The organism is Phytopseudomonas argentinensis (assembly GCF_900113905.1).
Lineage (GTDB): Bacteria > Pseudomonadota > Gammaproteobacteria > Pseudomonadales > Pseudomonadaceae > Aquipseudomonas > Aquipseudomonas argentinensis.
In genome coordinates this window covers 90743-102660 of sequence record NZ_FORC01000006.1, presented here as the reverse complement: position 1 = coordinate 102660, position 11918 = coordinate 90743, and the positions used below count along the sequence as shown (strand labels likewise).

Here is an 11918-nt window from a genome sequence, read left to right as displayed (position 1 = left end):
TGTCAACAAAACCTCCAAACCCGGCGGGCCATGACCTGCCGGGGCTGCTGCGGTCGCCTGGCGACCTCGCGCTTCTTTCCGTCACGGACTCAGAGATTTTTCAATGGACGGTATCTTCCTGCAGCAACTGGTCAACGGCCTGACCCTTGGTTCTGTCTACGGCCTGATCGCCATCGGCTACACCATGGTTTACGGCATCATCGGCATGATCAACTTCGCCCACGGCGAGGTGTACATGGTCTCCGCTTACCTGGCCGCCATCGCCATCGCCGTACTGGCCTTCTTCGGCGTGCATTCCTTCCCGCTGGTGATTCTCGGCACGCTGGTGTTCACCATCGTGGTCACCGGGGTGTACGGCTTCGCCATCGAGCGCATCGCCTACAAGCCGCTGCGCAACTCCACACGGCTGGCACCGTTGATCAGCGCCATCGGCATGTCACTGATCCTGCAGAACTACGTGCAACTCAGCCAGGGCGCGCGGCAGCAGGGCATCCCGACCATGCTCGAAGGCGCGCTGCGCCTGCACGTGGGGGACGGCTACGTGATGATCACCTACACCAAGCTGTTCATCATCGCCGCGGCCATCATCGGCATGCTGGCGCTGACCTTCGTCATCCAGAAGACCCGCCTGGGGCGCATGTGCCGCGCCACCCAGCAGGACCGCAAGATGGCGCAGATCCTCGGCATCAACACCGACCGGGTGATCTCCTACGTGTTCGTCATCGGCGCCTCCATGGGCGCGCTGGCCGGGGTGCTGATCACCCTCAACTACGGCACCTTCGACTTCTATGCCGGCTTCATCATCGGCATCAAGGCCTTCACCGCGGCGGTGCTCGGCGGCATCGGCTCGCTGCCTGGGGCGATGCTCGGCGGGCTGATTCTCGGCGTGGCCGAGGCGCAGTTCTCTGGAATGGTGAATTCCGACTACAAGGACGTGTTCAGTTTCTCGCTGCTGGTGCTGATTCTGATTTTTCGTCCCCAGGGCCTGCTGGGCCGTCCTCAGGTAACCAAGGTGTGATGCCGTGAGTACGACTTCTATCGATGTGAAAAAGAGCCTGGTCGATGCGCTGATGGCCGGATTGATCGCCCTGATCGTGTTCGGCCCGGTGGTGGGCGTGGTGCTCAAGGGCTACGACTTCACCCCGCAGTTCGACCGCGTGGCCTGGATGGTCGGTGCGGTAATGATCGGCCGCTTGCTGCTCAGCCTGTTCCTGCAGACCTCCCGCGGGCGTGTGGTGCTGGAGGGCTTCGAGCGCTCCGGTGGCGGCGTCGGCGTGCAGCCTCCGGGTTACGTGTCGCGCATGCGCTGGATCATCCCGGGGCTGATCCTGCTGGCGCTGATCTTCCCGTTCTTCGCCAACAAGTACCTGCTGACGGTGATCATCCTTGGCCTGATCTACGTGCTGCTCGGCCTCGGCCTGAACATCGTGGTCGGCCTTGCCGGCTTGCTCGACCTGGGTTTCGTGGGCTTCTACGCCATCGGCGCCTACGGCCTGACCATGGGCTACGAGTACCTGGGCCTGGGCTTCTGGAGCCTGCTGCCGCTGGCGGCGGTCATGGCCGCTTTCGCCGGGATGATCCTGGGCTTTCCGGTGCTGAGGATGCACGGCGATTACCTGGCCATCGTCACCCTGGGCTTTGGCGAGATCATCCGCCTGGTGCTGACCAACTGGCTGGAAGTCACCGGCGGCCCCAACGGCATGAGCGCGCCATCACCGACCTTCTTCGGCCTGGAGTTCGCCCGCCGCGCCAAGGACGGCGGCGTGCCGTACCACGAGTTCTTTGGCGTGGCCTACAACCCCAACATGAAGTTTCTGTTCATCTACGCGGTGCTGGTGCTGGTGGTGCTGCTGGTGCTCTACGTCAAGCACCGCCTGACCCGCATGCCGGTGGGCCGCGCCTGGGAAGCGCTGCGCGAGGACGAGATCGCCTGCCGCGCCATGGGCCTGAACCACGTGCTGGTCAAGCTCTCGGCCTTCATGCTCGGTGCGTCGACTGCGGGTATCGCCGGGGTGTTCTTCGCCACCTATCAGGGCTTCGTCAACCCGACCTCGTTCACCTTCTTCGAGTCGGCGCTGATCCTTGCCATCGTGGTGCTCGGCGGCATGGGCTCGACCGTGGGCGTGGTGATCGCCGCGTTCGTGCTGACCATCGCACCGGAGCTGCTGCGCAGCTTCGCCGACTACCGCGTGCTGCTGTTCGGCATGCTCATGGTGCTGATGATGATCTGGCGACCGCGCGGGCTGATTCGCATCAACCGCATCGGCATCGCCCCGCGTAAAGGAGTCGCGCCATGAGTGACAGGATCCTCTCGGTCGACGGCCTGATGATGCACTTCGGTGGCATCAAGGCGCTCAGCGACGTCAATTTCTCGATCAAGCGCCATTCCATCTCGGCGCTGATCGGCCCCAACGGTGCCGGCAAGACCACTGTGTTCAACTGCCTGACCGGCTTCTACTCGGCCACCGGCGGCAAGATCATGCTCAACGCCCAGGGCCGGCAGACCGACGTGATCCAGATTCTCGGCGAGCCGTTCCAGGCCGACGACTTCATCAAGCCGGCGCAATTCGGCTCGCGGCTCTGGTACAAGATGTTTGGCGGCACCCACCTGGTGAACCGTGCAGGCCTGGCGCGCACCTTCCAGAACATTCGCCTGTTCAAGGAAATGACCGTGCTGGAAAACCTGCTGGTGGCCCAGCACATGCTCGCCGAGCGCAGCCTGATCAAGGGCATTCTCAATACGCCCGGTTATCGGCGCGCCGAGAACAAGCTGCTGGACACCGCCTTCTACTGGCTGGAAGTGGTCGATCTGGTCGAGCAGGCCAACCACCTGGCCGGCGAGCTTTCCTACGGCCAGCAGCGCCGCCTGGAAATCGCCCGCGCCATGTGCACCGGCCCGGAGCTGATCTGTCTGGACGAACCGGCCGCCGGCCTCAACCCATCGGAAACCCACGCGCTGAGCAAGATCATCCGCCTGCTGCGCGACGAGCACGGCCTGACCGTGCTGCTGATCGAGCACGACATGGGCATGGTGATGAGCATCAGCGACCACATCATCGTCCTCGACCATGGGCTGGTAATCGCCCAGGGCGGCCCGGACGATATCAAGAACGACCCGAAAGTGATCGCCGCCTACCTCGGCGCGGATGAGGAGGAAGTGGCATGAGCGATGTGAATGGGGCACCGCTGCTGGCGTTCAGGGACGTTGACGTGCATTACGGGCAGATCCAGGCGCTGAAGAAGGTCAACCTGCACATCAACCCCGGCGAAACGGTGAGCCTGATCGGCGCCAACGGCGCGGGTAAATCGACGCTGCTGATGTCGATCTTCGGCCAGCCACGGGCCAGCGGCGGGCAGATTCTCTACCGCGGCGAAGACATCACCCGCAAGAGCACACACTTCGTGGCGTCCAACGGCATCGCCCAGTCGCCGGAAGGGCGCCGGGTGTTCCCGGACATGAGCGTGGAAGAGAACCTGCTGATGGGCACCATCCCGGTCGGCACCACCCATGCCGACGAGGACATGCAGCGCATGTTCGAGCTGTTCCCGCGCCTCAAGGAGCGGCGCAACCAGCGGGCGATGACCATGTCCGGCGGTGAGCAACAGATGCTGGCCATCGCCCGGGCATTGATGAGCCGGCCCAGGCTGCTGCTGCTCGACGAACCGTCGCTGGGCCTGGCGCCCATCGTGGTCAAGCAGATCTTCGCCACCCTGCGTGAGCTGGCGCAGACCGGCATGACCATCTTCCTGGTCGAGCAGAACGCCAACCACGCGTTGCGCCTCAGCGACCGCGCCTACGTGATGGTCACCGGGGAAATCCGCATGACCGGCACCGGGCAGGAGCTTCTCGGCAACCAGGAAGTGCGCAACGCCTACCTGGGCGGGCACTAACCGAAGCGACGTGGCCGCGACCTGGCAGAAGCGCCGGTCGCGGCCGTTTATTTTCTGCTGCGCTCTAGCTGGAGCAGCCGCTGGCGCCCTGGGCATAGGCGGCAAACCAGTGCTGCAGGCTATCGATGATGCTCATGGTGTTTCTCCTTGCGAACCTGGGCCCAGGATAGGGGGCGCTCGCCCGCACGGCCGCTCATTTGTGTGGATCGCCTCGATAGCTTTCCTGGATCAACTGCGGTGTGTTGCCTCAGGTCATGGGAAATAGCCGCTCGATAGGGCAACCTGCAGCCTGTGAACATTCTTACTGCCAAGGAGACTCCCATGATTCGCAAGTTTGTCGTCGCCTCCGTGCTAGCCCTGGTCAGTGCGCCGCTGTTGGCTGCCGAATGCTCGGTGGAAGTGCATTCCACCGACCAGATGACCTTCGACACCAAGGAGATCAAGGTCAGCAAGAGCTGCAAGACCTTCACCATCGACCTCAAGCACGTCGGCAACCTGCCCAAGCACGTGATGGGCCATAACCTGGTCGTGGCCAAGACTGCCGACGTGCAGGCGATCAGCGCCGACAGCATCGCAGCCGGCGTCGACAAGGATTACCTGAAAGCAGATGACGCCCGGGTGATTGCCCATACCAAGCTGATTGGTGGCGGCGAGTCCGACTCGGTGACCTTCGACGTCAGCAAGCTGGATGCTGCCGAGGCCTACCAGTTCTTCTGCTCCTTCCCCGGCCATGCCGCGTTGATGAAAGGTGCGCTGACCCTGGTCGACTGATGCCCGTCTTCATCTCAAGGCCGCTGCTTGTCAGCGGCCTTTTTATTTGTCCATGAAAATCAGAAAGTTGAGCTGGTTACCCACAGACCCTGTTGATAAGCCTGTATCGTTCATGTGCAAAAGGCCGTGCAGCGCTGCGCCGACGTGGCCTGCAGGGCGTCGCGCTATTTTTGATCAATGCCCATATCGTTTTGCAAGCAAGGGATTAGGTGAGCAGAGCGGACGGTTATCAACTTTTCCCCGGTTACGGTGCGCAGTGCTGTGGATAAGGTGAGCATGCCTGGCTGCAGGCCACCAATAGCGGTGTGTGCAGGCGGTTGTTCGTTATTTGATCAGTTCAAAGTGGTGCCAAAAAACATCGCTGCGTCAACAATTACTTCAATGATTTCAGTGCTTTGAAGGGCGCCTGAGGAAAGGTTGTCCACGGAAGGTGTGGAGCACGCTGTGGATAAGATGCGCGAATCACCGCCCAGGCCGCGAATCACGGGCGTTGACGGAGGCTGGTCGTTTTTTGCTCAGGGTGCGACTGCGTGTTCAGCCCTTGTCGCTGGCGCTGAGGCCACGCCAGCGTTTGGCGCCGATCAGAATGAAGCGCAGCTGTTCGATCATCTTGGTTTCCGGCCGTCGGTGGGCGGGCAGGGCGGCGGTCTGCGGGTCGATCAGTTCGGGCAGAGTGGCGAAAACCGTCTTTACCACCAGGTCAGCCAGCATGCTGCGCGCCGCTTCGTCGAGGTGCTGCAGCTTGGGCATCAGGCTCAGGTCGCTGGTCAGGTCCTCGGCGATGTCATCGCGAAAGGTCGCCAGAGCCTGGCGCACCGGCAGCGAGCCGCCGAACTGTTCACGGGCGAGGAACAGGAACTGGCCGCGGTGCTGTTCCACGGCGCGCAGGAATATCTGCACCGAGGCATCGATGATGCCGCCCAGCTCGAACTCGTTGTGGCGCACCTGGCGCAGGGTGGTGCGGAAGGTCTCGCCCACTTCGGCCACCAGGGCCAGGCCCAGGGCGTCCATGTCCTTGAAGTGACGGTAGAAACCGGTGGGCACGATACCAGCGGCGCGCGCCACCTCGCGCAGGCTCAGGCTGCTGAAAGCCCGGCCGCTGTCCAGCAGCGCGCGGGCGGCGTCCATCAATGCCTGGCGAGTGGGGTGGTGTGATTGGCGTGCTGGCATGACATCACGTCCTTGTCGGGGGCGAGGCACCATCCTAAAACAAAACCCCGCCAAGGGGCGGGGTTTGGGGTACTACGGCTACCGGGCTCAGTAGCGGTTCTTCAGGCCGTAGCCCTCATCGAGCATGCCCGGCACGTCGTCGCTCTTGGGCGCGTAATCCTTGGGGATTTCCATGTCGCGCGGCGGCGTCAGGCGCTCGCGTTTGTCGCTGCTCGGCTCGGCGTGCAGGGTGGCGAGCAGGCGCTGGCGGGTCACTTCGTCGAGGGCCAGGCGATCGGCACCGTGGGACAGGTGCTCCTGAACGTCGTGATAGCTCTGGGTCAGTTTCTTGACCAGATTGGCGGTGGTGTTGAAGTGGGTGACCACTTCGTTCTGGTAGGCCTCAAAACGTTCCTGCATTTCGTCCAGCTGGCGCTGGGTGCGGCTGGGTGCGGCGTTGGGCGCAAGACGAGCGATCAGGAAACCGATGGCGATGCCAGCGACCAGGGTAAGCGCTGGTAGCAACCAGGCGGTGAGCGTCTGTTCCACGAGTCCTTCCTCTCTAAACGGCTTTGCTTTACGTTAACGGCTGGAACCTGCGCTGTACACCGCTAAGTGCGTGTAGGCGAAGGTGTTTAGGTGTTTGCCCGGCTGCCCGGCACGACGCGTGCTGCGGCCCGGTTGCATCGTTCGACGAGTCGACCCGATTCGAGGTCACGGAGTTCACTGTTGCTGATCCGCGAAACCCCCATGATGATCGATGGCCCGAGTGGCCAGCTCGAAGCCCTTTGCCTGGACGTCGACGAGGCGCGCGGCGTCGCGCTGATCTGCCACCCCAACCCGGTGCAGGGCGGCACCATGCTCAACAAGGTGGTGTCGACCCTGCAGCGCACCGCCCGCGATGCCGGTTACCACACCCTGCGCTTCAATTACCGGGGCGTCGGTGCCAGCGCCGGCAGCCATGACATGGGCAGCGGCGAAGTGGATGATGCCGAGGCAGTCGCCCATTGGCTGCGCGCGCGTTACCCGGATCTGCCGCTGACCCTGCTGGGGTTTTCCTTTGGTGGTTTCGTGGCGGCCAGCCTTGGCGCGCGCCTGGAACAGCAGGGTATCGAGGTGGCGAAGCTGTTCATGATCGCCCCGGCGGTGATGCGCCTGGGCGGCGACAACCCGGCGGCCGAGCGTTGCCCGCTGGTGGTGATCCAGCCGGATGCCGACGAGGTGGTCGAGCCGCAGCTGGTCTATGACTGGTCCGCCAACCTCGGGCGTGCCCATGAACTGCTGAAAGTGGCAGAATGCGGCCACTTTTTTCACGGCAAGCTGACCGATCTCAAGGATCTGCTGCTGCCTCGCCTCTGATCTGCCGCGCGCCGCCTGGCGCGCCAGATCCTCAAGTTGGTCCACGTAAAGCGAACCTGAACATGACCACTCGCATCCTCACCGGCATCACCACCACCGGCACGCCGCACCTGGGCAACTACGCGGGCGCGATTCGCCCGGCCATCGTCGCCAGCCGCCGCGCCGACATGGATTCCTTCTACTTCCTGGCCGACTACCACGCGCTGATCAAGTGCGATGACCCGGCGCGCATCCAGCGTTCGCGCCTGGAAATCGCCGCGACCTGGCTGGCCCTGGGCCTGGATACCGACAGGGCGACCTTCTACCGCCAGTCCGACATCCCGGAGATCACCGAACTGTGCTGGCTGTTGACCTGCGTGGCCGGCAAGGGCCTGCTCAACCGCGCCCACGCCTACAAGGCCTCGGTGGACAAGAACCTCGAAGCCGGCGAAGACCCGGATGCCGGCGTGACCATGGGCCTGTTCAGCTACCCGGTGCTGATGGCCGCGGACATCCTGCTGTTCAACGCCGAGAAGGTGCCGGTGGGGCGCGACCAGATCCAGCACGTGGAAATGGCCCGTGATATCGGCCAGCGCTTCAACCACCTGTTCGGCCAGGGCAAGGACCTGTTCAAGCTGCCTGAGGTGGTGATCGAGGAGGACGTCGCCACCCTGCCGGGCCTCGACGGTCGCAAGATGTCGAAGAGCTACGACAACACCATCCCGCTGTTCGGCAGCGCCAAGCAGCTCAAGGACGCCGTGGCGCGCATCGTCACCGACTCCCGCCAGCCCGGCGAGGCGAAGGATCCGGACAACTCGCACCTGTTCACCCTCTACCAGGCCTTTGCCGCACCAACCCAGCAGGCGGATTTCCGCGCCGCATTGCTCGGCGGGCTGGCCTGGGGCGAAGCCAAGCAGGCGCTCTTCGAGTTGCTGGATGCCGAACTGGGCGAGGCCCGTGAGCGCTACCACGCGCTGATCGCCAAGCCGGCGGAGCTGGAGGACATCCTGCTGGCCGGTGCTGCCAAAGCGCGCAAGACCGCCACCCCGTTCCTTGGCGAGCTGCGCGAAGCGGTGGGCCTGCGCTCGTTCCGCGAGCAGGTGCAGGTTGCCGCAGGCAGCAAGAAGAAGGCCGCCAAGCGCGCCCGCTTCGTCAGCTTCCGCGACGAGGACGGCAGCTTCCGCTTCCGCCTGCTGGATGCCGACGGCGAGCAACTGCTGCTGTCGTCGTCCTTCGCTGACGGCAAGGCGGCGGGGCAGGCCAGCAAGCGCCTGCAAGGCGGCGAGCCGCTGGACATCCGCGCCCAGGGCAACACCTTCGGAGTATGGCTGGACGACCAGCTGGTCGGCGAAAGCCCTGCCTTCGCCGATGCCGCTGCGCTTGAGGCGGCCATCGCCCGCCTGCGGGACGCCCTGGCGCCGGAAGAAGCCTGACACCATTGCCGCGCGTCGCGGTCTGAGCCTGTGCGCCGGGCGGAGCATCCGCCCGGCGCCTGCGCTGCCCTTGGCTAGAGGGCCTATTTGCCAATCCACGGGGGCGTCGTTAAAGTGTCGCCCCCGCTTCATTTGCCCGGTTTTCGCACTATGACTCCGCTCGAACGCTACCAGGCCGACCTCAAACGTCCGGACTTCTTTCACGATGCCGCCCAGGAACAGGCCGTGCGCCACCTGCAGCGCCTGTACGACGAGCTGGTCGCCGACGAGCGCAGCAAGCCCGGGGTGCTCGGCAAGCTGTTCGGCAAGAAGGCCGTCACCCCGGTCAAGGGCCTGTACTTCTGGGGCGGCGTCGGCCGTGGCAAGACCTACCTGGTCGACACCTTCTTCGATGCCCTGCCGTTCAAGGAAAAGGAGCGCACCCACTTCCACCGCTTCATGAAGCGCGTGCATGAAGAGATGCGCACCCTCAAGGACGTCAAGAACCCGCTGACTGTGATCGGCAAGCGCTTCTCCGAGCAGTTCCGGGTGATCTGCTTCGACGAGTTCTTCGTTTCCGACATCACCGACGCGATGATCCTGGCGACCCTGCTCGAAGAGCTGTTCAAGAACGGCGTGACCCTGGTGGCCACCTCCAACATCGTGCCCGACGGCCTCTACAAGGACGGCCTGCAGCGCGCGCGCTTCCTGCCGGCGATCGAGCTCTTGAAGGTGCACACCGAGATCGTCAACGTCGACAGCGGCATCGACTACCGCCTGCGCGCCCTGGAGCAGGCCGAGCTGTTCCACTTCCCGCTGGGCGAGGCAGCCGAGCAGAGCCTGGAAAAGAGCTTCAAGAGCCTGCTGCACGAAAACACCGGCGTGCAGGAAAACGAATCGCTGATGATCGAGAACCGCGCCATCGTCGCGCGGCGGGTTGGCGGCGACGTCGGCTGGTTCGATTTCCGCGAGCTGTGCGACGGCCCGCGCAGCCAGAACGACTACATCGAACTGGGCAAGATCTTCCACTCGGTGATTCTCTCCAACGTCGAGCAGATGAGCGTGGCCAAGGAAGACATGGCGCGGCGTTTCATCAACCTGGTGGACGAGTTCTACGACCGCAACGTCAAGCTGATCATCTCCGCCGAGGTGGAGCTCAAGGATCTGTACACTGGCGGGCGCCTGAGCTTCGAGTTCCAGCGCACCCTGAGCCGCCTGCTGGAAATGCAGTCCCACGAGTTCCTGTCGCGCCCGCACAAGCCCTGATCGGCGCGCACAACGGCAAAGGCCGCATGCCCGCTTCCTGACCGGAAGCACGGCGTGCGGCCTTTTTTCGTTTCAGTTGGCGGGCGGCTGCGCCTGCTGCTGGAACTGCTGACGGTAGTGGTTGGGCGACAGCCCGGTGTGCTTGCGGAACAGACGGGCGAAGAAGCTGGCGTCGTCATAGCCAATTTCATAGCTGACCGCCTTGATGCTCTTCGGCGACGACGACAGCAGCCCCTTGGCGGTTTCGATGCGCAGGCGCTGCAGGTAGTACAGCGGCTTGTCGCCGGTGGCGGCATGGAAGCGGCGCATGAAGTTGCGGATGCTCATGCCGTGGTCGCGGGCCACGTCCTCGAAGCGAAAACGCTCGGCAAAGTGCTCCTCGAGCCACTGCTGGATCTGCAGGATCTTGGTGTCCTGGTGCTGCTTCTGGCCGCCAAAGCCGATGCGCCCGGGGGTATAGCTGCGCCTGACCTCGTAGAGGATGTCGCGGGCCACGCCCTGCGCCACGCTGGTGCCGCAGAAGCGCTCGATCAGGTAGATGTACAGGTCGCAGGCCGAGGTCGGGCCGGCCACGCAGTAGAGGTTGTCGGCGTCGGTCAGGTGCTTGTCCTGGTTCAGGGCCACGGCCGGAAAGCGTGTGGCGAACTCGCCGAAGAAGCGCCAGCAGGTGGTCGCCTCCTTGCCGTCGAGCAGGCCGCTGGCGGCCAGCCAGAACGCGCCGTTGGCTTCGCCGCACAGGCTGGCGCCGGCGGCATGGCGCGCGCGCAGCCAGTCGAACACCTGCGGGTAGCGGCTGCACAGGGCGTCGTAGTCGTCCCAGAAGGCCGGCAGGATGATCAGCTGGGCCTCATCGTCGAGCGGGCCGTCGACCGGCAGCTGCACGCCGCTGAAGCTGGTAACCGGCAGGCCGTCCGGGCTGACCAGGCGCACCTCGAAGGTCGGCACCAGGCCCAGACCCTGCTGCTTGCCGTGGCGCAAGCCGGCCATATGAAAGAAATCTCTGGCCTGCATGAGGGTCGAAGCGAATACGCCGGGCGTGGCGAGGATGCTCACGCGCGTGAGCGGGGATGACGGGCTGGGCATGGCTGTTGTTCTTATTCGAGTGATTGGATCGGCTTGAGGGTAAAGCCGTCAGCGTGCGGCTGAATCGTCTTATTTTATGCCGCCTGCGTCCAGTCCGGTCTTGCAAGTCTGATTGGGGGATATAGCGTGATGATCAGTTTTTCCGAGTTGGCCGCTTCGCCGTTCGCCGAGTGGGATGGCACGCCTGCCGCGGCGCGAGTCCTGCAGAAGCAGCTGGCCGAGCAGGTGCGCCTGGAGGATGACTTCCCGCCGCTGCGCCTGCTGGCGGGGGTGGATGTCGGTTTCGAGGAGGGCGGCGAAATCACCCGCGCCGCGGCCATCCTGCTGGATGCCGAAACCCTGCAGCCGATTGCCGAATGCGTGGCGCGCATTCCCACCAGCATGCCCTACGTGCCGGGGCTGTTGTCGTTTCGCGAGTTGCCGGCCCTGCTGTCGGCCCTGGCCGGCTTGCCCCAGGAGCCGGATCTGATCGTCGTCGACGGGCATGGCATCGCCCACCCCCGTGGCCTGGGGATTGCCGCGCACCTGGGGGTGGTCACCGGCCGGCCCACCATCGGCGTGGCGAAGAAGATCCTCACCGGGCATCACTGCGAACTGGGTGACGAGCGCGGCGACAAGGTGGAGCTGCTCGACCGCCAGAACCGGCAGATCGGCTGGGTACTGCGCAGCAAGCGCAAGGTGCGGCCGCTGATCGTCTCGCCGGGCAACCGGGTGAGCATGCACAAGGCCGCGGAGTTGGTGTTGAGCTGGGATAGAGGCTATCGGCTGCCGGAGCCGACGCGCCTGGCGGATCGGCTGGCCTCGCGGCGCGATACCAAGGGGGCGAAGCTGTTGTAGGCAGGAGGGCGGATGGTCGAGGTGATGGGTTCTCGCCCACGCGGCCCGACCCATCCTACGGCCTGCTCTTGTGGGAGCGGGCCATGCCCGCGATTCGCGCGCATGGCGCGCTCCCACAGATGGTGTGGGTGGGCCGCGTAGGTGCTAACCCACCACCATCCCTAACCCCTA

12 protein-coding genes are annotated in these 11918 nt (G+C 64.3%); 9 read left to right on the top strand and 3 right to left on the bottom strand.

The window, feature by feature from the left end; genetic code table 11:
- Positions 1 to 103 precede the first annotated feature (103 nt).
- The 5 genes from BM154_RS21975 (at position 104) to azu (ending at position 4662) form a co-directional block, all read left to right on the top strand.
- Positions 104 to 1018: an ABC transporter permease subunit gene (locus tag BM154_RS21975; RefSeq protein ID WP_074889542.1), complete on the top strand. Its 915-nt coding sequence runs from the start codon at positions 104 to 106 to the stop codon at positions 1016 to 1018.
- Between the two features lie 4 nt (positions 1019 to 1022).
- Positions 1023 to 2297 (top strand): high-affinity branched-chain amino acid ABC transporter permease LivM, encoded by a 1275-nt coding sequence (livM, locus tag BM154_RS21970; RefSeq protein ID WP_074889539.1) that lies wholly within the window; start codon positions 1023 to 1025, stop codon positions 2295 to 2297.
- On the top strand, positions 2294 to 3166 hold the full coding sequence (locus BM154_RS21965) for an ABC transporter ATP-binding protein (RefSeq protein WP_074889536.1): 873 nt from the start codon (positions 2294 to 2296) through the stop codon (positions 3164 to 3166). Before livM ends, BM154_RS21965 begins: the two co-directional genes overlap by 4 nt.
- Positions 3163 to 3891, top strand: a complete 729-nt coding sequence (locus BM154_RS21960; RefSeq protein ID WP_074889534.1) for an ABC transporter ATP-binding protein — start codon at positions 3163 to 3165, stop codon at positions 3889 to 3891. Before BM154_RS21965 ends, BM154_RS21960 begins: the two co-directional genes overlap by 4 nt.
- Positions 3892 to 4212: 321 nt before the next feature.
- The gene (azu, locus tag BM154_RS21955) at positions 4213 to 4662 is read left to right on the top strand and encodes an azurin (RefSeq protein WP_074889531.1); all 450 of its coding nucleotides are present in this window, start codon (positions 4213 to 4215) and stop codon (positions 4660 to 4662) included.
- 534 nt (positions 4663 to 5196) lie between these two features.
- Here azu and BM154_RS21950 read toward each other — a convergent pair.
- Together BM154_RS21950 and BM154_RS21945 are read right to left on the bottom strand one after the other, a co-directional pair.
- Complete coding sequence (locus BM154_RS21950; protein ID WP_139225505.1) at positions 5197 to 5832, bottom strand: TetR family transcriptional regulator; 636 nt, start codon at positions 5830 to 5832, stop codon at positions 5197 to 5199.
- 87 nt (positions 5833 to 5919) lie between these two features.
- Positions 5920 to 6360: a Z-ring associated ZapG family protein gene (locus tag BM154_RS21945; RefSeq protein ID WP_074889527.1), complete on the bottom strand. Its 441-nt coding sequence runs from the start codon at positions 6358 to 6360 to the stop codon at positions 5920 to 5922.
- Between the two features lie 180 nt (positions 6361 to 6540).
- Here BM154_RS21945 and BM154_RS21940 point away from each other — a divergent pair, with 180 nt between their 5' ends.
- The 3 genes from BM154_RS21940 (at position 6541) to zapE (ending at position 9827) form a co-directional block, all read left to right on the top strand.
- On the top strand, positions 6541 to 7170 hold the full coding sequence (locus tag BM154_RS21940; protein WP_074889524.1) for an alpha/beta hydrolase: 630 nt from the start codon (positions 6541 to 6543) through the stop codon (positions 7168 to 7170).
- 62 nt (positions 7171 to 7232) lie between these two features.
- Entirely contained in the window at positions 7233 to 8582 is a 1350-nt protein-coding gene (locus tag BM154_RS21935) for a tryptophan--tRNA ligase (protein ID WP_074889522.1), read from the top strand.
- 150 nt (positions 8583 to 8732) lie between these two features.
- Positions 8733 to 9827, top strand: coding sequence for a cell division protein ZapE (gene zapE, locus BM154_RS21930; RefSeq protein ID WP_074889519.1), 1095 nt, complete (start codon positions 8733 to 8735; stop codon positions 9825 to 9827).
- A gap of 72 nt (positions 9828 to 9899) precedes the next feature.
- Here zapE and BM154_RS21925 read toward each other — a convergent pair whose 3' ends face one another.
- Positions 9900 to 10910: a GlxA family transcriptional regulator gene (locus tag BM154_RS21925; RefSeq protein WP_074889516.1), complete on the bottom strand. Its 1011-nt coding sequence runs from the start codon at positions 10908 to 10910 to the stop codon at positions 9900 to 9902.
- A 129-nt stretch (positions 10911 to 11039) separates the two neighbouring features.
- Between BM154_RS21925 and nfi the strand changes: the two genes are divergently transcribed.
- On the top strand, positions 11040 to 11747 hold the full coding sequence (gene nfi, locus BM154_RS21920; RefSeq protein ID WP_074889513.1) for a deoxyribonuclease V: 708 nt from the start codon (positions 11040 to 11042) through the stop codon (positions 11745 to 11747).
- Positions 11748 to 11918: the final 171 nt, after the last annotated feature.